The sequence below is a fragment of the Sphingobacterium cellulitidis genome (genome assembly GCF_043187465.1).
Classification (GTDB): domain Bacteria; phylum Bacteroidota; class Bacteroidia; order Sphingobacteriales; family Sphingobacteriaceae; genus Sphingobacterium; species Sphingobacterium cellulitidis.
The window spans coordinates 914,690-934,463 of the sequence record NZ_CP171136.1; the positions used below are offsets into that span (position 1 = coordinate 914,690).

A 19,774-nucleotide genomic window follows, 5' to 3' on the forward strand; every position below is an offset into this window, starting at 1 on the left:
CCAATATACTTGAAATAGTTCGATTATCGAAAAAGATAAACTACATGTTAATATAGTGTTGGTATTTGTTAATACTGGCAAAGTTCAGTAATGGAGTTTATATTATTTTCGTGTATTCTATTTTCATAGACAAGACATTTAACGAATTGATATGTGGGGAAAAATTAACCTAAACCTACTTTTTATTGGATTAATCTCTTTCCTCATATCAATTTCGTGTCAATCTGAAAAGCATCAAGTCTTACGATATGCATCAATTACAGGCTTGAAGTCAGATAAAGTAGATGAATATAAAAAGTTGCATGCTGCTGTTTGGCCTTCAGTTTTAAAGAAGTTGAAAGATTGCCAAATACAGAATTACTCGATATACTTAAAGGAAATAAAGGGAGAATTTTTTCTCTTCAGTTACTTCGAATATACTGGAGATAATTTTGAGCAGGACATGGAAAAAATGGCTGCTGATCCGGAGACGCAAAAGTGGTGGAAAGAAACAGACCCCTGTCAAATTCCGTTGGATGATGCGAAGTCAAAAGGTGAGGTTTGGTCAGGAATGGAAGAGGTCTTCCATATGGAATAATGCACAAGAGTTAGTTAGTCAATATAGTTTTTAATTTGGTTTAAATCCACCTTGGGGAAGGTGGATTTTTCTTTTTATAAAACTTTTTAAAACTTGAAAATTATCCATTATTCGGTCTAATAAGGTTTCTTTCTCTTAAAAAACAAGTCAATATAGTTGCAATACCAGTCAATATAGTTTATACCCTAAATCGTTTTTGAAAATACCTTTGGGAATAAATCTAAAGAAATCTTTCAATTATGAAGTTAAGAGCTCAATTAACGATAGTCTTATTGGCAATATTAGGACATGTATTAGCGCAAGAAAAAGGGATTTTACCCATTTCATCGACTACAGCCAATAAATATCAAATAGATCAGATTAATCGGAAATATGGCATGTTTATCCATTTTGGGATCAATACCTTTCATGATCAAGAATGGACAGATGGTTCTAAGCCTGCGAGTAGTTATAATCCATCGACCATTGATGCAAAACAATGGGTTGCTACAGCAAAAGCTGCTGGTATGAAACATATTATTTTGGTCTCCAAACACCATGAAGGCTTCTGTTTGTGGGACAGCAAGTATACAGACTATGATGTTGCGAGTTCGCCAAATAAAACCAATGTGGTTGAAGAAGTCGCAAAAGAGTGTAAAAAGCAAGGGATGAAACTTGGTCTTTATTATTCCTTATGGGATAGGAAACAAAATGCTGATGTTAAAGATGTAAAGGCGGATAAAGCCTATAATGAGTATTTATTGAAGCAGCTTGCGGAATTATTGTCCATCACTGGCAAGTATGGGCATATCGTAGAACTCTGGTTAGACGGCGGCTGGGAAAAGGAAAATTATCGTTGGCCTACTCAGGAGATTTATTCCTTGGTAAAAAGTAAAGCTCCAGAATGTCAGATTGGTATCAATTGGAGTATTGGCCTTCCAGAAAATGTCGATAAACACCCTGTCCTCCCAAATGATCAAAAGGACTATTTCCCGATTCGATATTTCCCGAGTGATTTCAGGCTTGGTGATCCATATTTACCTCATAATCCAGATCCAAAATTATTTGTAGCACAGGGCAATGTTTATTACATGCCATTTGAAACTACTGTTGTTCTTGGAGAGCGATGGTTTTTTAACACGACGGATAAGAAATACAAAAGCCTGGATGAATTGGAGGATATCTATCATAAGGCTACTAGTCAAGATAATATCCTTATTCTGAATGTTGGTCCGAATCGTGAAGGTCGGGTTAAAGAAGGGGATGTGGATATATTAATGAAATTGAAGAACAAACTTAAACTATAAAAAATTTAATCACCTAAACTAAAAACAAAACCTAAAATGATTTTAAAGTATAACATCCAGGACAAAAGGTTTCCACTGAGTACTGGGGCGGGCAGCGATGCGATTCATAAGGATCCGATTTATTCCTATGCAGTAACACGATTAGTAGATGAAGCCGGGCGGGTTGGAACTGGTCTTGCCTTCACTATAGGTGCTGGCAATGAACTGGTCTGCCAAGCGGCGGCCTTCTATGCGGAGAAGCTTATGGGGCGTGATATTGAAGAGTTGATGTCCAATTTTGGGCAGGTCTTCAATGAATTGAGCAATGAACAGCAATTCCGTTGGCTTGGTCCGCAGAAAGGGGTTGTTCATCTCGCCCTCGCCTCTATTACCAATGCATGTTATGATCTCTGGGCAAAGACTCGTGGAGTCCCATTATGGAAACTCTTGATTGATTTGTCTGCGAAAGACTTGGTCAACACCTTGGATTTATCTTATCTGGAAGATGAGCTGAGCAAAGAGGAAGCCCTCCATTTATTGGAAGAAAATCTGATGACGCGAGAACAACGGATGGGGATTTTGGAAACTGGATATCAAGGCTACGATACATCAGTAGGATGGTTTAATTATTCAGATGAACAAGTTCGAATAAATTGTAAGAAAGCCATTGATAATGGTTTTTCGGCGATGAAATTAAAAGTAGGTAGCAAGGATCCCTTACGGGATATTCGTCGGGCAAATATAGTACGTGAGGTTGCTGGTGATGATGCGAAAGTGATGTTGGATGCGAATCAGCAATGGACTTTTCCTCAAGCTGTTTCAATTTGCCAAGAATTGAAGGAGATGAATCCCTATTGGGTGGAGGAACCAACGCATCCGGATGATATTCTAGCCCATCAGAAATTGGCAAAAATGGTTTCACCCATCAAAATAGCAATGGGTGAGCATGTGCCGAATAAGGTTTTATTTAAGAATTATCTTCAATTGTGTGCCGCTGGTTTTATACAGGTTGATGCGGTTCGAGTAGGTGGGGTGAGTGAATTTCTGACAGTGAGCCTATTGGCACGAAAATTTAATATACCAGTAGTACCCCATGTTGGCGACATGGGGCAATTGCATCAGCACCTTGTCCTTTTCAACCATGTAAACTTGGGACATGAGGCTCTATTTCTGGAGCATATTCCACATTTGAGATCTCATTTTGTGCATCCTGTTAGGTTGCAAGATGGTGTTTATAAAACCCCAATGGAAGTTGGGAGCAGTTGTGATTTAATCTAAAGGCGATGTTAGGAGGCATAGATTTAGGCATATCGATATTTTATATCTTATTTATTCTAGCGGTTGGAATTTGGGCTGGGATGAATAAAAATGGTAAAAGCCAGGTCAATACTGCTGCTGGATACTTTCTGGCAGGAAAATCACTGCGTTGGCCGGCAATCGGATTGGCTTTATTTGCCACCAATATTTCGACTGTTCATCTGGTAAGCTTAGCGCAGAGTGGTTTTGATACAGGCTTATTGAATGGGAATTTTGAGTGGATGGCTGCATTTACCCTGATTTTATTGGCTCTATTTTTTGTTCCATTTTATTTAAAGTCAGGAGTAACCACGCTACCTGATTTTTTGGAGCGTCGGTATGATCGGGCGAGTAGGGACTGGTTGACTTGGATATCCATTGTTTCAGCGATCGTGATCCATATTGCTTTTTCGATGTTAGCGGGCGGGATAGTCCTCAAGACCCTATTTGGGTTTAATATGTATCTGAGTATCGGTATTATTTGCATCATTACGGGCTTGTACACCATATTAGGTGGTCTAAAAGCGGTAGTTGTCACCGAGTCTATTCAAACTCTCGTATTATTAACAGGTGCATTTATTATAACCTATGCTGCATTCGATAAAATGGGGGGCTGGCAGCCCATGCGAGAGGTATTGGATTTGGAGGGGCAGATGGAACGACTATCGATGTTGAGGCCAAGTGGAGATTCCAGTGGTATGCCTTGGCAAGCGGTAATTTTAGGTTATCCGATTTTAGGAATCTGGTATTGGTGTGCTGATCAGACTATTGTTCAAAGAGTATTAGGCGCAAAAGATGAGAATCACGGTCGAGTAGGGGCCTTATTCTGTGGTTTTTTAAAAATATTACCGGTATTTATTTTCGTTCTCCCAGGTCTTTTTGCATTTACATTATTTAAGTCAGGTCATTTGGATTTAACGAGTTTAGGAATGGATGCAGAAGGGAATGTGAATTCAAAAGGAATCTATACCTTGATGATTACCCAACTCTTACCTTCAGGACTCATTGGGGTTTTAGTTGCAGCCTTGCTTTCCGGATTAATGAGTCAGATTTCAGGAGCCTTAAACTCCATTTCTACCATGGTAAGCTATGACATTTATAAGCAAAAGAAACCTGAAGCTACTGATAAGCAATTAATCAGAATTGGGAAAATTTCAGCAGTTTTTGCCATGATTTTATCCCTGGCATTATTGCCATTGCTAGATAAATATGAATCTATTTTCAACGGGATCAATGATGTGATTGCCCATATAGCACCACCTATTACCTGCGTGTTTTTATTGGGTGTATTCTGGAAAAAAGCTTCTGCTGTCTCCTCGAAATGGACCTTATGGATAGGTTCCATCTTAGGACTTTTGGTCTTTTCGGTCAATAAACTGATGCCGGAATCTTTCATAGGACATATTCCATTTATGATGATGGCCTTTTATCTTTTTATCGTTTGTGTAATTATCCAAGTTACCCTTTCACTTATTTTTCCGGTTCAACATACTGCAGAAAGTCAACAATTGTATTGGAAAAATCCTTTGGATCCCTTACGTGGAGAAGCTTGGAGAGGAATTGGAAACTATAGATTGTTATCAGGACTATTGCTAGGAATGGTGATATTCCTTTATATTGTATTCAGGTAAAAATGAAAGCTATGGCTGAATTAAATGGGAAAGTGATATTAATTACTGGCGGAACTGCAGGAATAGGGTTGGAATGTGTCAAAGCCTATGTGGCTGCAGGAGCTTTGGTGACTTTCATTGGTTTGGATGCTGAATCCGTTGAAAAAACCATAGAATTACTTCCTGAGGGTCATTTGGGGATAGTGGGAGATGTGACAAAAGCGAATGAAGTAGAGTTGATGATAGAAAGGACCATAGAGCAATATGGGAGGATTGATGTTGTTCACAATAATGCAGGATTGGCGAGTCCATCAAAACCACTTCATGAAACCAGCGATGAGGAATGGGATCTTTTAATGCAAGTGAATGTGAAAAGCATTCTGTTGACTACTCGTTATGCTTATCCCCACCTGAAAATGAGTAAAGGCTGTATTTTGAATACCAGTAGTTTGGTGGGTGAAATTGGTCAAGATAACCATGCTGCCTATGCAGGAACCAAAGGAGCCGTCAATGCATTGACGAAGTCTATGGCGATAGATTATGCGAGGGATGGTATCAGGGTTAATTCGGTGATGCCGGCAGCGGTAATGACTCCAATGCTTAAGAATTGGATTCAAGAACAACCCAATCCTGAAAATATGGTAGGATTTTTAAATGATATTCACTTGTTAGGATATTGTCCTGAAGGAAATGTCATTGCTGATGTATGTGTTTTTTTGATTTCTGAGAAGGCACGATTTATTACAGGTGTGAATTTGCCAGTCAGCGGTGGAGCAGAATTAGGATATAGAAGATTTGAGAAGGGTTAAGTCTTGGGTTATTTTACAGGTTTGAAAGTCATCACTGTATTATAGCCATGCATCACTGAATCATTTTTGAGTTTCAGAGTCAATTCATCCTCAGAGAGGCTAATGATTTTATAGCTGCTATGAATAATCAAAGAATCTGAAGAAATATTCATCTTATTGAGTACCTTTTCATTGACACGGTAGGACAGGGTTATTGTAGAGTCAAGTCCATTAAAAGTATAATCGCCCCAATATTCTGAAGTACGTATTGCTGATGGGTTCATAAGGCTTTGGGCGTCCATATTTCCTTTTACAGAATCTTGAACGATATGACTATACTGTGTTCCGGTAAAACTTAGGGTGGTAGTCCGATTGTAGTGTTCAGGATTGCTGTTATCAGTAAAAACTTCATCGATCAGAACATTGTTTTTCCAGATGTATTTTTCCAATAAGGCTTTGTTGAATTCACCATCCACAGGGGACATATCTTCCTCCTTACACCCAAATAAGAGTGCGATAATAAAAAAGAGTAGGATTTTTCCTTTCATGTTAATTCCCCAATTGGTGAAAATAATGGTATTCTGGTTAATTTACTTTGATTAATTAAATTTACGTCAAAGTCTTTTATTATCAAACACTTAACTGATTTTTTTGTTTGAGCGCCTTGAAATTCAAATGTATATGCGTCTCAATTCGTTAGCAAATGTGGTAATTTTCTTTTAAGAAATAAAATATTTCTGAAATTAAATTGATAAATACCTTCAAAACAATTATGCAGAATCAGTAATATCTAATTAATATTTCCAGGACTTAGATTAGCCAAGATACATTTGAGTTTTCTTTTATTCTGATACTTAGTATATTACGGAATAGTGGATAACCATCATGTTGTTGTCATACTCTTTTTGGTCAATACGGGTTAGGGAATAACTTTGATTTATATCCTCAAACAATTTGGTTCCTGATCCAATTATCACAGGATTTAATTTTATTTTAACCTCGTCCAGAAGTTTATTTTTCAAGAGCCAACCAGCTAATTTTCCCCCACCACATAAATAGATGTCCGTATCAGCTGTTTGTTTTAATTCTTTAATTCGACTCACATCGAGGGCTAATATTTTGACTTGTTCATGGAGTTTTTCAATCTTTAAATTGTTGGAGAGGATATATTGAGTCATATGTCCATAAGTTGGAGAAGGTTCTCCAGGTTTAACACCAAATTGATATCCAAATTCATAAGTATTCCTTCCCATCAAGACATGTTTAAATTCTTGGAGATCATTCATATAATCCTGAACGGCTTCACCTTCATAGGTATAGGCACTAACATCGTCATTGGGACCTGAAATAAACCCATCAATGGAGGTTGCGACGTAATAGATAATCTTTTTCATATAGTTTCCTTTCTGAATTTATGTTAGGTTAATATTTTGTTTTATTTCTACCTCTTCCAAAAAATACTGATCATGGGAAACCACGATCAAAGTACCGTTAAAAGATTTAATGGCATTGCTAAGGATCTGAATATTCTGAATTTCAATATTGTTTGTAGGTTCATCCAAAATGATTATGTCAGGTGCTTGACTACTAATATTGAGGCAACATAGTAATAAACGCATTCGTTCACCACCACTAAGCATGAGGCAAGATTTATCCCAAGTTTCCTTGGAAAACAAGAATCTGTTCAAACGGATCTTGACTTCATGTTCCATCAAGCCAGACTGATTGAAGGATTGTGCCATGTCGTAAATTGAAATTGTCGATTGAATCATGGAATAATCCTGATCCACATATACATATTTGAAGTCATTCTTAGCGATTTGTCCTTCGGATGGAGGGATTTTTCCAATCATCATATTGATCAAACTGCTTTTCCCCGAGCCATTCTTGCCATGTATGGCTAATCGATCTGCATATTTCACCTGAAAACTTAGGTTTTCCTTCCAGAGGTTTTTGTTGTTTATTTTTAAGTTAACCTGTTTTAGGTCGATTAGTGTTTTGCCTATGGATAATCCAGATTCTTCAAATCCGAATTTCATTTGGTCAATCTCGGGAAGATTGGCTCTAAGTTCTCTTAGGTTTTGATGAATTCCAGATATTTTTTCCTGATGTACACCTTTTAATTTAGAACTGCTGCCTTCAGCTTTATTCTTCAATGCGCCCATCAGAATCTTGGGGATCCCTGCTTTTTCTTGTTTCTTCTTGCCACGCGCATTTAATTTGTTCTGACGTTCCAAGGCTTCTCTTTCCTTTTCTTTTGCCTTTCGAAGTTCTTTTTCCTTTGATTTTACATCATGGTCCAATGCATTTAAGGCAACTTCTTTTTGCTCTGCAAAGAACTCGTAATTGCCACCATATCGGGAAATCCCGGATTTACTCATTTCGGCAATTTCGGGAAGTAAGTTTAACAAAGCCCTGTCATGACTTACAATTAATAGGGTTTTATTGCAAGATTCAATAAACTGATAAAGTTGATTTCGGGAATCTAAGTCCAGGTGATTGCTAGGCTCATCCATCAAAATTATTTCAGGTTCATGAATGGCAATGCCGGCTAGAAAGACTTTCGTTTTTTGTCCGCCACTTAAGGTATTCATTGGACTATCTAAAGCGAAACCAGCTAAACTCCATTGTTCTAAGGCTTGAGAAACCCGATCTTCTATTGTCCAGTCGTCATTCAAGATATCCAAGCTATTTTCAGAAAGATTACCTTCCAATATGTCATGGTAAGCCTGGAGTTTATCTGCTATCCCCAATGCCTGTGCTATGGTTTGATCATTGTATCGATCCTGGAGTTGGGGTATATAATAGGGTAAACTACTTGTCTGAATAGTTCCGGAATTTAAATGGACTTCAGCAGCAATGGCCTTGAGTAGGGTAGATTTTCCTACACCATTATTACCGATTAATGCTATTTTCTCCTGATTATTGATAGTCAGGGAGAGATCATGAAATAAGATTTCTTTGTTGGGATGAATATATGTTGCGTTCTGAATAATTATCATAAATCCTTTCGCTTTGAGATAAAACCATTGAAAGCTATGAATAGCTTTTGTTGATAGATTGCGGAAAGAATTTGGGTATTACATATATTCTATTTGTGATTTATAATGAGACAAATATAGGAATTATTTTTTAACTCCTTTTTTTTTGAGGAATTACATGTTTTCTATGGTTCTGAAGGTGAGGTTAATTCGGGAACCATGAACTGTTTTTGTCGGAGGAAGTCGATGCATCCAATGGTCTTGGGTTTGATCCTTCATAATCAGCAAGCTGCCACTCTCCAGGAATAGGTCAATTTTTTCTTTGGTTGATTTATGTTTGAAGGAGAACTTTCGTTCGGCACCAAAGGTAAGAGAGGCTATGGCACCATGCTTTTTCAGGTCCTTCTCGCCATCGCTGTGCCATGCCATTCCTTCGGAACCATTATGATAAAGATTCAGAAGACAGGAATTAAAAGTTTCACCAGAATGGGATTCCACAAGGGATTTGAGCACTAAGAGATCCTCCGTCCAGGGTAAAGCGATCTTTTGAATATTGGAATAACTGTATTCAAAAGAACGATCTCCATACCAAGCAACCTTTCTTTTTGTTTCAATGTGCCTGCCAAAGATAATTGCCTGATCATTTTTCCATTCAATTCTATCAAGTAGTTTCTCAAAATATAATTGCGGCTCATCACAGATTACTCCATAATAATTCACTGTACCATCATAGGGTAAATGGTTTTTGGAGGGATCTTCAGTATTAAATAGTTTCATGGTGATTTTCAATGTCTGTATGTGCAAATTCCCATCCCAGCATAACAGTTTTTCTCAATGGTTTCCAACGGTAGCCGCCTGTATGTCCAGAGGTTTGGATTACTCTATGACATGGAATTAAATAGGCAATGGGATTACTTCCAATGGCAGTTCCGACGGCACGTGAGGCTGAAGGATTACCAATTTTGGTAGCAATGTCTTTATAGGTGTTTAGCTCGCCAAGCGGGATGGATAATAAAGCCTGCCAAACTTTCAACTGAAATGCCGTTCCCTTTAAGTGTAGTTTTATTCGTTTTAAGGAGTTGTTCTTCGGGTCGAATATCGATAATGCTTCAAGATGGATAGGTTGAACCTGCTCGATGAATTCAGCATTCTCGAAAGAATCCTTTAATTCTTCGATCCCTTTTTCATGATCTTCCACAAATGCCAAGAAACAAATTCCTTTTTCTGTGGAAGCAATCAAGCATTGTCCAAAGGGACTGTCCTGAAAGCTATAGGAGATGCTTAACCCTTCTGCACCTTGCTTGAATTCCGCAGGAGTCATTCCTTCAATCTGAACAAACATGTCATGCAGCCTACTGGTACTGCTTACTCCAGTCATTAAATGGGTGTCAAACAAAGTCCTTTGTTCCTCTTTCAGTAATTTCTTTGCATAGCTCACCTGGATGTATTGAAGGAATTTTTTTGGACTTGTTCCCACCCAATCCGAGAATAAACGTTGAAAATGAAAGGGGCTTAGATGAACATGTTCCGCAATTTCCTCCAAACTAGGTTTATCCTGGAAATGATCCTGGATAAACTGAATTGCTTTGGCAATTCGGTCATAGTTTAATTCTTGTTGCGTCTTTTCCATATTCAAAGATGATAAGTAATGGGATAAATAAAAATCCGATTCTTGCTAAGTTACGAGAAAATGAAATACTTAAAAGGGTGCATTTTATGGTTATAAGATCATATATCATTCAATAAAAATGGGCATTGAAAAAATCAAATGCCCATTTTTTTATCTCGCCCTCAAGTTTATCTTGCCAAATAACCACCATCTACTGGATAGTAGGATGCGGTTACGAAGGAAGCTTTATCTGAAGCTAGCCATAAAGCCAATTCAGCAACTTCCTCAGGTTTTCCAAGTCTTTGAAAAGCATGTTGAGTTTCTAAAAATTTTAAGGAATCAGCATCCAGATTGTCATCCACTAAAGGAGTGGAGATAAAACCCGGACCGATAGCATTGATTCGAACCCCCTTGGTTGCATATTCCCAACCTGCGGTTTGCGTTAGACCAACGACTCCGTGTTTTGCAGCAACATACGCAGATGATTTAGCGAACCCTACAGCACCTAAGATCGATGCCATATTGATAATACTACCACCTACTTTTTCTATTTCAGGCAGCTGGTAATGCATGCCATAGAAAACACCATTTAAGTTGATGTCGATTACTTTTTTCCAAGCTTCAATGGACAGATCAGCTACCGGATTGGACTCACCACCAATACCCGCATTATTAACGGCGATATGTAGTGCTCCAAAATTCTCTATTGCTGCCTCCACAATTTTTTTATTATCCTCGGCGGAAGATGCATCTGCTTTTACAAAGATTAGATTTCCTTCGCCGTGGTTGTTGATAAGGTCATTGCCTAACTTTTCGTTTAAATCCGCTACAACTACTTTTGCGCCTTCTTTTACAAAAAGTTCAACGATTGCTTTGCCTATCCCGGAAGCACCTCCAGTCACGATAGCCACTTTGTCATTTAGTTGTTTCATCTTGTTCTCGTATTAAGTTTTAATTAAGATACAAAGAAATGAGCTGCGATTATGTGATGATGGTCATCCAAAAAGCTGATTATGACTTTAATAGGAAAGACCTGTCAAAAGCTTACAATCCTTTGATAAAATTTTGATTTAGTTTCTCTTGCAAGCCCATAATAATGCCGATATGGAATTGCACAATCATTGAAGTATTCTCAAAAAATAGGTTATTCCTTTTTGTCGTATGGGTCTCCTGCTAAAATTATCGAATCTCCCTTCCCAAATTCATTAGAATATACTTTGATTAATACGCCAACAGATGAAAGAATCAGAGGGCCAAAAATCAAACCTAACATCCCAAAAAGTTTTAATCCGAGGAGAACACCAAATACGGTAATTAGAGGAGGGACATTTCCTAAGGTTTTTAGGATAGTGAAACGAAGGATATTATCAATACTTCCAATTAATATGAAACCATACAATAAAATTCCAATTCCATTCGCAGTTTCGCCTCCAGCAAGGGTAATTATGCCTAGTGGAACATAGATAGTCATAGTACCTAAAACGGGAACAATGGATGCAATGCCGGTGAGCATTCCCATTAAAATAAAGTTTTCAACGCCGAAGATCCAGTAACCTAATACAGCAACCAACCCTTGGAAGAATCCTAGAATTGGAATTCCGATAGCATTGGAACGAACCATTGAATCAAATTCTTTCCATAGTTCTTGCTTACTTTTTGGCGAGAAGGGAACTCCACTGGCGATATATTTTTCCATCTGTCTGCCATAAACTTGCATGAAATACAATACGAATAAGGCGACAATAATATTGATCATTACTTCTGCTACAGAGTTTAATATGCTTGGTACGTATTTGGTAAACCTTTGCAACATTGCTAATAGGGCCTCATCCGACATGTCTATATCCTTTAAGAAAGGCTTATCGGCCATGTATTCCTTGAGGAGATTAAACTGAGATACAATTTTATCGGTATTATTTAAAAAACTGGTTATTTGCGGAACCAAGTAATCCACCAAGGCCCAAATAGGTAAAACGATAAAGACGATGGAAATTAGAATAAACAAGAGGCTAGTCAAAATCTTATTCCATCTTCTCTTTTCGGTCAGCTTGAAATAACTGTTACGGAAAAGCACATATAAAGTGATAGCACCAAGAAAGCCAGGTAGATAGTAATAAAGGTTCTTGAAAATTAAAATACAGACCAGAATGATAATTAAAATTAGCATGATCTGGTTGATGGAGTTGTTGTTTATCTGCTTCGTTCTCATATTCGCGGAAATCTATAGCAATTTAAGAAATAGATGTGAGAAGTTAGATGTGAGATTTGAGATAGAAAGGGGGAATAGGGTTTTTAAAGAAGAGAGATGTGAGAAGTTAGATGTGAGATTTGAGATAGAAAGGGGGAATAGGGTTTTTAAAGAAGATAGACGTGAGAAGTTAGATGTGAGATTTGAGATAGGAAGGGGGAAATAGGGTTTTTAAGGAAGATAGATGTGAGAAGTTAGATGTGAGATTTGAGATAGGAAGGGGGAAATAGGGTTTTTAAAGAAGAGAGATGTTAGAAGTTAGATGTGAGATTTGAGATAGGAAGTTTAATATCTCAAATCTCACATCTCAAATCTCATATCTAATCCTATATCCCACATAAAACAAAAAAGCCCATCTTTAAGAAAAGATGGGCTTTTTGTTTTATGTGTAATGCTTACGCGCCTAATTGTACACGTTTGAAAGCAGTTACAGTTAATCCTTTAGCAACTGAGTCTAAGAATTGAGCGATAGATTTTGAAGAATCTTTCACGAATTCTTGGTTCAATAAAGTATTTTCTTTGTAGAATTTGTTCAATTTACCTTGAGCAATTTTTTCTACCATTTCTTCTGGTTTACCTTCAGCACGGATTTGTTCTTTAGCGATTTCAAGTTCGCGTTCGATAGTTTTAGTATCTACACCGTCTTTATCGATAGCAACCGGGTTCATAGCAGCGATTTGCATAGCTACATCTTTACCAGCTTCTTCAACTCCGTCAGCATCAGCAGAAAGGCCTACTAATACACCTAAACGGTAGTTACCGTGGATATAAGCAACAACTTTATCAGCAGCAACAGTTTCGAATTTAGAAACGTCGATTTTCTCACCGATTTTACCAGTTTGCTCGATTAATAAGTCAGCGATTTTAGATCCACCGATTTCTAATGCTTTAAGATCTTCTAGAGAAGCAGGGCTGTTCGCTAATGCAGCGTCAGCTACTGATTCAGCAAATGCAACGAAATCAGCGTTTTTAGCTACGAAGTCAGTTTCGCAGTTTACTTCTACTACGATACCTGATTTGCCATCAGCAGCAGCTTTAGCAATGATTACTCCTTCGTTTGAGTCGCGGTCTTGACGGCTAGCAGCAACTTTAGCACCTTTTTTACGTAGGTAGTCAACAGCAGCTTCGAAATCACCATTAGCTTCCACTAATGCTTTTTTACAGTCCATCATACCAGCGCCAGTTTGTTGACGCAATTTGTTTACATCTGATGCAGAAATTTGTACTGACATAGTATATTTTTTGTTAAAATTACAATTGATGTGTTAACCATTCTTTGTTTTTAAATGAACAGAATGTTAACTTTTTAATATTGAATAGGTTTTGCTTATTAGCAAAAAACCGGAAAGACAGGAGCGGTAAAAGGAAGCAGATCTTCCAGAAACCAACACTTGTCTATCCGGCTTATGTAATAGAATAAGATTATTCTACGTCTTTCGCTTTACGAGTGCGTTTTCCTGGAGTAGCTTCAGTAGCTTCACCATTGTCTACTGCAGCTTTAGCAGCAGCAGCTTCTTTTTCCGCATCCTCTTCTTTATCGCGCTTGCGCTCTTCTAATCCTTCGATAATCGCTTTACCAATTACACTAGCAATTAAGCTAATTGATTTTGTAGCATCATCGTTTGCAGGGATTGGGAAGTCGATGTTAGTAGGGTCAGAGTTTGTATCCACCATTGCAAAAGTAGGGATGTTTAATTTCATCGCTTCTGCAACTGCAATATGCTCTTTCTTAACGTCGATAATAAATAACGCAGCAGGCAAACGGTTTAAGTCAGCAATACCACCTAAAAGGTTTTCTAACTTAATACGCTCACGTTGAATCATCAATTTTTCTTTTTTCGACAATACATCGTAAGTGCCATCTTTTTGCATTTTATCGATGTTTGACATTTTTTTGATTGATTTACGTACTGTTGCAAAGTTCGTAAGCATACCACCTAACCAACGTTCCGTAACGAAAGGCATGTTTACTGCTTTTGCTTGTTCTGCCACGATTTCTTTCGCTTGTTTCTTTGTAGCTACGAATAAAACTTTACGACCTGATTTCACGATTTGTTTAATCGCTGAAGCTGCCTCTTCTAATTTAGTAAGAGTTTTGTTCAAGTCGATGATGTGGATACCATTGCGTTCCATGAAAATGTACTTAGCCATCTTCGGATCCCACTTACGAGTAAGGTGACCAAAGTGAACACCTGCATCCAATAATTCTTGATATGTTGTTCTTGCCATTTTTTGATCCTCCTTATATTAACGTTTACTGAATTGGAATCTTCTACGTGCTTTACGACGTCCTGGTTTCTTACGCTCAACCATACGGTCATCACGTGTCATCAAACCTTTAGAACGTAAAGCAGGTTTAACTTCTGGGTTAAGCTCTACTAAAGCTTTAGCAATCGCTAAACGAACTGCTTCTGCTTGTCCTTTAACTCCACCACCTTGAACGTTAACATTGATGTCAAAATTTGCAAGAGAATCAGCTACCAATAAAGATTGAGTAACGATGTATTGCAAAGGTAATGTCGGAAAATATTCCTTGTAATCTTTACCATTCACGGTAATATTTCCATTGCCAGCTGTTAAGTAGATGCGGGCAACAGCAGTTTTTCTTCTTCCTGAAGTGTTAGTTGTTGACATAGTCGTTCTCCTTAAAATTTAACTGGTTTTGGATTCTGCGCCTCATGTTTGTGCTCTGTACCTGCATAAACATAAAGGTTTTTAAATAATTGACGTCCTAAACGGTTCTTAGGCAACATCCCGCGAACAGCTTTCTCGATGATGCGCTCAGGGTGTTTAGCCATTAACTCTTTTGGAGAAACGAAACGTTGACCACCTGGGTAGCCTGTGTAGCGAACATATACTTTGTCGCCTAATTTGTTTCCAGTCAATCTAATTTTGTCTGCGTTGATAACAATTACGTTATCTCCACAGTCTACGTGTGGGGTGAATGAAGGCTTGTGCTTTCCACGAATCACTTTCGCAATCTCGCTTGCCAAGCGCCCCAAAATCTCGCCTTCAGCGTCAACAACGATCCATTCCTTGTTAACGGTGTTCTTGTTAGCAGAGACAGTTTTGTAACTTAACGTATTCACTTGCTTTTATTTAATTAATTAATAATGTTTTAATCCTTTTGTAATCACTACAAAGAGGTCTGCAAAGGTACAATATTTTAATTTAATTCTCAAAGCCAATTTTACTTTTTGTTTTGATATCAATGCACTATTGTTTTTTCAAACCCCAAGATCCTTGAAAGTAAATCCGTATTTCTTCTTAATCAACCCTTTATATTTTAGAGTAACCTGGGTATTAACAGGTATTTTTTGATGTTATTTCGGACTTATCTATTTAAAATTTGAGTCAATTACGAAAGGATATTTTTGTTAATGGTTAAACTATTAACATAATTTAAGGTAATACGGATTAAACTTTTCTGCATTTTTGTGCTCTTTAAAATTAATTTATTACCTTGAATTGCCTTAGACCGAGCGCTAAGCATGATATAGGGTGGATAATTAAAGTAAATTAGATGAGAAGATCACAATGGTGCAAACCCCTGGTTCTGGGAATATTGCTGATGGCGGGACAAGTGTTGTTTGCGCAAGATTTGAAAGAAGATAAAGGATATAAGGAGCAATTAGCCTCCATAGAATCCAAGTTGAAGAGTGGTGATTTGGCCAATGCTTTACAGAGTATAGAAGAAACTCTGCAGAAATATCCGAATGGCGCAGAAGTTTACTATGCTAAGTCCTTATTATATGCCCAAGCCAGAAACTTTGATGTGGCCTTGCCTGCAGCTCAAGAGGCTGTGAAAATATCTCCAGAGAATGTAATCTATAATAATCACCTTTTAGAACTTTATAAAAGTAAGGGTGATTTCAATTCTGCAATTCAGGTTTTGGATGATTTCCTAATCAAACAACCTAATAACCCTCAGGTGTATCGTGAAAAAATCATGATGCAGCATGCAGCAAAAAAATCCGAAGATGCCTTAAAAACTTATGAAATCACCAAGGAAAAGTTTGGTGAAACGGATACGTTGGATGTTTTGAAGGCTGAAATCCTTATGGACTTAGATCGTCCAAGTGAAGCCAATGAATTATTGCAATATTGGAGAAAGAAAAAATCGCCGATCAGACAAGTCTATAGTACGCTGAGTTATATTCTCGTGGATCAGAACAAACCTAAAGATGCCGTTTCGGTTCTTGAAGAAGGTTTGGTCGCTACGAAAGATGATTTGCTGTACCTGGATATGGCCGATGCGAATATGGCATTGAAAAAGAGTTCACAGGCATTTGATAATATTAAAAAAGCCTTTCAATCTGATGCTGTCAACTTTATTGATAAGCACCGTGTCATGATGAATCTGGTGAACAATAATAAAGAATTCAGTAAGGATCAACTTCAAGATCTTGCGAACACCTTGGTGTTAAAACACCCAAGGATGCCTGATAGCCATATGTTCAAGGGGGATATCATGTGGATGCGAGGTGACCTTGTCGAAGCAAAATCCCTGTATCTGACCACTGTAAGCATGAACCCACAGCATATAGAGGCTTGGCGAAAACTTATCAATGTGGAGTTGGCCAAAAATGAATTGGACGAGGCTATTGTGGATGGGAATGAGGCTTTGAGTCATAATCCAGGAAATGTAATCATCACTTATTTTGTTGGAATGGCTTACATGATGAAGAAGGACACCGATAATGCAAGATTATATCTTGAAAGAGCATTGGATCAGAGTGGCAATGAAAATGACTTCGTGAAATCAATGGTGTATGGAGGTTTAGGAGATTTATATCATGAAATAAAGATGGAGTCGGCATCTGAAGTTGCCTATGATGAAGCGATTAAATTGGATAGTAATAACGTAACGGTATTAAATAATGCAGCTTATTATTTGTCTCTTCAAAAGAAAGATTTGGATAAAGCTGCGGATTATGCGAAACGCGCCAATAAGATGGAACCCAATTCTGGAACTTTCCAGGATACCTATGCTTGGGTTTTATTTCAACAAGGAAAGTATCAGGAAGCATTGACTTGGATTGAAAAATCAATTAAAAATTCAGAACCTTCAGGGGTGTTATATGATCATTATGGGGACATCCTGATCAAGTTGGGTAAGACAAAAGATGCTGTAAAGCAATGGGAGAAGGCCATGACCTTGTCAGAAGGAAGTTCCTTAGATAAAGAAAAATTAAAACAGAAAATCAGTGAGAAGAAATATATTGAGTAGAATAAGTTTGATATTGGCAGTTTTCATGTTGGTTTCAGCATGTGCCAGTAAGAAATCGACAGTTAAGAAGCCTGATGCCGGAGTTACTGCGAAGGGGAAGGACTTGTTGAATACCTATGAGTTGAATAATTTGAACTTTATTACCTTTTCTGGGCGTGCTAAGGCAAAAGTACAGGTTGGTGAGGAGACTCAGAATGTAACTTTGAATATCCGTATGGAAAGAGATAAGGCAATCTGGATCTCAGTAACGGCCTTATTGGGAATTGAAGCGGCAAGAGTATTAATTACGCCTGATAGTGTAAAGATTATCAATAGATTGCATAGTGAATATATTGCTAAACCTTTCTCCTATATATATAAGTATACCAATCCGGGAATTTCCTTCAGAATGTTGCAGGATATTCTGGTTGGCAATATTTCTACAGAGATGCTGAGGACGGATCAATTACAGATTGCTACCAGCGATGAGGATGTTCAGGTAATAGGGGTGAAGGACGGTTTGACCTTTCATTATGGAGTGAATAAGAGTAACAGACCTACCATTTTTAATTTGATGGAATTAGGAAAATCTGATAAACTGGAAGCCCATTATGGTGATTTTGCATTGATAGATGGACATAATTTTCCGCAGAGATTCACGTTAAACATTGAAGGAAGTGGTACGAAGGTGTCTTCAGATATGCTTTATAACAAATCAGAATTTAATAAAACGGTGGAGCTGAATTTCAGTATTCCTTCGAGATATAAGGCTATCAACTAATTAGAATAGCCAATAATGTAAAGAAATTATGTTTTTATTATTTTCGTATTAACTATATCCTTATTTTTGGAAGTTCTATAAAATAGAGGCGAAAGAATTTAACATTTCATGGATTTTAAAAAGATTGTACTCAGTATATTTTCCTTATTGCTATTTGTTGGTTTAAGTTACGGACAAAGTAGTTTGGAATTAAAGAAACAAAGGGAAAGAATTGATAGGGAAATCGCTGAGCTTCAAAAAATATTAAGTGCTAAGACACAGGAGAAATTATTATCACAGCAAGAGGTCGCTGCTTTAAGTAAGCAGTTGGACTTGCGGGAGAATAAAATCAGTACCATCAACTCTGAGTTACGCATCATCAATAAAAATATTTCTTCGAATAATGCTATCGTCGATAAGCTAAAAGCGGAATTGGAGAAAATGAGACAGGATTATGAAAAAATGATCCTTTTCGCCTTTAGAAATAAGAACTCCTATAATAAGATGATGTTCATCTTTGCTTCCAAGGATTTTAATCAAGCTTTCAAGCGTGTTAAATACCTTCAACAATTTACGGATGCCAGAAAGATTAAGGTTGCGGAGATAGAAGGAACGAAAAAGCAAATCGAGTTGAAGATTGCGCAGTTGGAAAGAGATAAGAAGACGCAACAATCCTTATTAAAAGAGCAGGAAGCAGAGCGTAATACGATTGCAAAAGATAAAGCGGCACACTCGCAAGAGTTAAATCAATTAGCAAGGGAGGAGCGTACTTTCCGTGGTCAATTGACGAAGAAGCAACAAGAGAAGAAACGTTTAGATGCAGCGATCAAGACTGCGATTGCCAGAGAGGTAGAAGCAGCAAGACGTGCTGAGGAAGAGCGTAGAAGAAGATTGGCAGAAGCGGAAGCTAAAAAGACAGGAACGACTGTTACAGAAGCGGAGAAAAAAATCGAGAAGAAAACTGGTTCAGCAGTGTTAAATAATTCACCGGAAGCGACCAAGTTATCGGCAGGATTCTCCTCGAATAGAGGTCGTCTTCCATGGCCAGTAGGGCAAGGAAGTGTAGTACGTAATTATGGTAGTGTGACGGTAGAGCGTGGAGTTCGTGACTTCTATGATTACATCCGTATTCGCACCTCCGATGGAGCGCCAGTAAAAACCGTGTTTGAAGGCACAGTACTGCAAGTAATTAATATTGGATCCTATGCAGTTGTTGTTCAACATGGTGAATATTTGACAGCTTATTCGAACTTGAAATCAGTGTCTGTTTCTAAGGGACAAAAGATCTCTACAGGTACCGTAATTGGGGCTGCAGACTCAGATCCAGAGGTTGGATATTCATACATTGATTTGAGTGTTTATCGCGGTACAACCTCCATGAATCCATCAATATGGATAGCAAGATAGTTACATGGATTTAAATATTTTATC

General features: G+C 37.8%; 19 protein-coding genes. 8 read left to right on the forward strand and 11 right to left on the reverse strand.

The features are described from left to right. Positions 1–151 precede the first annotated feature (151 nt). The 5 genes from ACF3OC_RS04000 to ACF3OC_RS04020 all read left to right on the forward strand — a co-directional run bounded on the left by ACF3OC_RS04000 (position 152) and on the right by ACF3OC_RS04020 (position 5,557). Entirely contained in the window at positions 152–577 is a 426-nt protein-coding gene (locus ACF3OC_RS04000; protein ID WP_094255233.1) for an L-rhamnose mutarotase, read from the forward strand. Positions 578–816: 239 nt separating this feature from the next. Beyond that, on the forward strand, positions 817–1,863 hold the full coding sequence (locus ACF3OC_RS04005) for an alpha-L-fucosidase (protein WP_094280772.1): 1,047 nt from the start codon (positions 817–819) through the stop codon (positions 1,861–1,863). Between the two features lie 36 nt (positions 1,864–1,899). Then, positions 1,900–3,120 carry an enolase C-terminal domain-like protein gene (locus ACF3OC_RS04010; protein WP_094280773.1) on the forward strand — a complete coding sequence of 407 codons (1,221 nt, stop codon included), beginning with the start codon at positions 1,900–1,902 and terminating at the stop codon, positions 3,118–3,120. A gap of 5 nt (positions 3,121–3,125) precedes the next feature. Continuing rightward, positions 3,126–4,769 (forward strand): sodium:solute symporter, encoded by a 1,644-nt coding sequence (locus ACF3OC_RS04015; protein WP_094280774.1) that lies wholly within the window; start codon positions 3,126–3,128, stop codon positions 4,767–4,769. An 11-nt stretch (positions 4,770–4,780) separates the two neighbouring features. Further along, positions 4,781–5,557: an SDR family NAD(P)-dependent oxidoreductase gene (locus ACF3OC_RS04020; protein ID WP_094280913.1), complete on the forward strand. Its 777-nt coding sequence runs from the start codon at positions 4,781–4,783 to the stop codon at positions 5,555–5,557. Between the two features lie 8 nt (positions 5,558–5,565). Here the strand turns inward: ACF3OC_RS04020 and ACF3OC_RS04025 are convergent, their stop codons facing one another. From ACF3OC_RS04025 to rplM, 11 genes are all read right to left on the reverse strand, one after another. Continuing rightward, on the reverse strand, positions 5,566–6,084 hold the full coding sequence (locus ACF3OC_RS04025) for a hypothetical protein (RefSeq protein ID WP_094255229.1): 519 nt from the start codon (positions 6,082–6,084) through the stop codon (positions 5,566–5,568). 306 nt (positions 6,085–6,390) lie between these two features. Continuing rightward, on the reverse strand, positions 6,391–6,930 hold the full coding sequence (locus tag ACF3OC_RS04030; protein WP_094280775.1) for a dihydrofolate reductase family protein: 540 nt from the start codon (positions 6,928–6,930) through the stop codon (positions 6,391–6,393). Between the two features lie 18 nt (positions 6,931–6,948). Beyond that, positions 6,949–8,538, reverse strand: coding sequence for an ABC-F family ATP-binding cassette domain-containing protein (locus tag ACF3OC_RS04035; RefSeq protein WP_392470951.1), 1,590 nt, complete (start codon positions 8,536–8,538; stop codon positions 6,949–6,951). A 153-nt stretch (positions 8,539–8,691) separates the two neighbouring features. After that, positions 8,692–9,294 (reverse strand): alpha-ketoglutarate-dependent dioxygenase AlkB, encoded by a 603-nt coding sequence (locus tag ACF3OC_RS04040; protein ID WP_094280777.1) that lies wholly within the window; start codon positions 9,292–9,294, stop codon positions 8,692–8,694. Then, positions 9,281–10,147 (reverse strand): bifunctional transcriptional activator/DNA repair enzyme AdaA, encoded by an 867-nt coding sequence (locus ACF3OC_RS04045; protein ID WP_094280778.1) that lies wholly within the window; start codon positions 10,145–10,147, stop codon positions 9,281–9,283. Before ACF3OC_RS04045 ends, ACF3OC_RS04040 begins: the two co-directional genes overlap by 14 nt. Before the next feature lie 167 nt (positions 10,148–10,314). Then, positions 10,315–11,058, reverse strand: coding sequence for an SDR family NAD(P)-dependent oxidoreductase (locus ACF3OC_RS04050; protein WP_094255224.1), 744 nt, complete (start codon positions 11,056–11,058; stop codon positions 10,315–10,317). Positions 11,059–11,270: 212 nt separating this feature from the next. After that, on the reverse strand, positions 11,271–12,335 hold the full coding sequence (locus ACF3OC_RS04055) for an AI-2E family transporter (protein ID WP_094280779.1): 1,065 nt from the start codon (positions 12,333–12,335) through the stop codon (positions 11,271–11,273). Between the two features lie 434 nt (positions 12,336–12,769). After that, a complete protein-coding gene (tsf, locus tag ACF3OC_RS04060) occupies positions 12,770–13,606 on the reverse strand; it encodes a translation elongation factor Ts (protein WP_094255222.1) in 837 nt (278 codons plus the stop codon). Positions 13,607–13,796: 190 nt separating this feature from the next. Further along, a complete protein-coding gene (gene rpsB, locus ACF3OC_RS04065) occupies positions 13,797–14,603 on the reverse strand; it encodes a 30S ribosomal protein S2 (protein ID WP_093098738.1) in 807 nt (268 codons plus the stop codon). Between the two features lie 18 nt (positions 14,604–14,621). Continuing rightward, on the reverse strand, positions 14,622–15,008 hold the full coding sequence (gene rpsI, locus ACF3OC_RS04070) for a 30S ribosomal protein S9 (RefSeq protein WP_094255221.1): 387 nt from the start codon (positions 15,006–15,008) through the stop codon (positions 14,622–14,624). 11 nt (positions 15,009–15,019) lie between these two features. Beyond that, positions 15,020–15,463: a 50S ribosomal protein L13 gene (gene rplM, locus ACF3OC_RS04075; RefSeq protein ID WP_094255220.1), complete on the reverse strand. Its 444-nt coding sequence runs from the start codon at positions 15,461–15,463 to the stop codon at positions 15,020–15,022. A 434-nt stretch (positions 15,464–15,897) separates the two neighbouring features. Here rplM and ACF3OC_RS04080 point away from each other — a divergent pair, with 434 nt between their 5' ends. The 3 genes from ACF3OC_RS04080 (at position 15,898) to ACF3OC_RS04090 (ending at position 19,750) form a co-directional block, all read left to right on the forward strand. Next, positions 15,898–17,604: a tetratricopeptide repeat protein gene (locus tag ACF3OC_RS04080; protein ID WP_094255219.1), complete on the forward strand. Its 1,707-nt coding sequence runs from the start codon at positions 15,898–15,900 to the stop codon at positions 17,602–17,604. Further along, the gene (locus ACF3OC_RS04085) at positions 17,582–18,364 is read left to right on the forward strand and encodes a DUF4292 domain-containing protein (RefSeq protein WP_256962534.1); all 783 of its coding nucleotides are present in this window, start codon (positions 17,582–17,584) and stop codon (positions 18,362–18,364) included. The genes ACF3OC_RS04080 and ACF3OC_RS04085 overlap by 23 nt, the downstream gene beginning before the upstream one ends. A 108-nt stretch (positions 18,365–18,472) precedes the next feature. Then, entirely contained in the window at positions 18,473–19,750 is a 1,278-nt protein-coding gene (locus tag ACF3OC_RS04090) for a murein hydrolase activator EnvC (protein WP_094255218.1), read from the forward strand. The last annotated feature ends 24 nt before the right edge of the window (positions 19,751–19,774 follow it).

Excerpts from the sequence above, each read along its gene's own strand:
- rpsI (WP_094255221.1), bottom strand. The coding sequence starts at position 15,008 with ATGTCAACAACTAACACTTCAGGAAGAAGAAAAACTGCTGTTGCCCGC.
- rpsB (WP_093098738.1), bottom strand. The coding sequence starts at position 14,603 with ATGGCAAGAACAACATATCAAGAATTATTGGATGCAGGTGTTCACTTT.
- ACF3OC_RS04035 (WP_392470951.1), bottom strand. The coding sequence starts at position 8,538 with ATGATAATTATTCAGAACGCAACATATATTCATCCCAACAAAGAAATC.
- tsf (WP_094255222.1), bottom strand. The coding sequence starts at position 13,606 with ATGTCAGTACAAATTTCTGCATCAGATGTAAACAAATTGCGTCAACAA.
- ACF3OC_RS04080 (WP_094255219.1), top strand. The coding sequence starts at position 15,898 with ATGAGAAGATCACAATGGTGCAAACCCCTGGTTCTGGGAATATTGCTG.
- ACF3OC_RS04040 (WP_094280777.1), bottom strand. The coding sequence starts at position 9,294 with ATGAAACTATTTAATACTGAAGATCCCTCCAAAAACCATTTACCCTAT.
- ACF3OC_RS04030 (WP_094280775.1), bottom strand. The coding sequence starts at position 6,930 with ATGAAAAAGATTATCTATTACGTCGCAACCTCCATTGATGGGTTTATT.
- ACF3OC_RS04055 (WP_094280779.1), bottom strand. The coding sequence starts at position 12,335 with ATGAGAACGAAGCAGATAAACAACAACTCCATCAACCAGATCATGCTA.
- ACF3OC_RS04025 (WP_094255229.1), bottom strand. The coding sequence starts at position 6,084 with ATGAAAGGAAAAATCCTACTCTTTTTTATTATCGCACTCTTATTTGGG.
- ACF3OC_RS04045 (WP_094280778.1), bottom strand. The coding sequence starts at position 10,147 with ATGGAAAAGACGCAACAAGAATTAAACTATGACCGAATTGCCAAAGCA.
- ACF3OC_RS04005 (WP_094280772.1), top strand. The coding sequence starts at position 817 with ATGAAGTTAAGAGCTCAATTAACGATAGTCTTATTGGCAATATTAGGA.
- ACF3OC_RS04020 (WP_094280913.1), top strand. The coding sequence starts at position 4,781 with ATGGCTGAATTAAATGGGAAAGTGATATTAATTACTGGCGGAACTGCA.
- ACF3OC_RS04050 (WP_094255224.1), bottom strand. The coding sequence starts at position 11,058 with ATGAAACAACTAAATGACAAAGTGGCTATCGTGACTGGAGGTGCTTCC.
- ACF3OC_RS04015 (WP_094280774.1), top strand. The coding sequence starts at position 3,126 with ATGTTAGGAGGCATAGATTTAGGCATATCGATATTTTATATCTTATTT.
- ACF3OC_RS04010 (WP_094280773.1), top strand. The coding sequence starts at position 1,900 with ATGATTTTAAAGTATAACATCCAGGACAAAAGGTTTCCACTGAGTACT.
- ACF3OC_RS04000 (WP_094255233.1), top strand. The coding sequence starts at position 152 with ATGTGGGGAAAAATTAACCTAAACCTACTTTTTATTGGATTAATCTCT.
- ACF3OC_RS04090 (WP_094255218.1), top strand. The coding sequence starts at position 18,473 with ATGGATTTTAAAAAGATTGTACTCAGTATATTTTCCTTATTGCTATTT.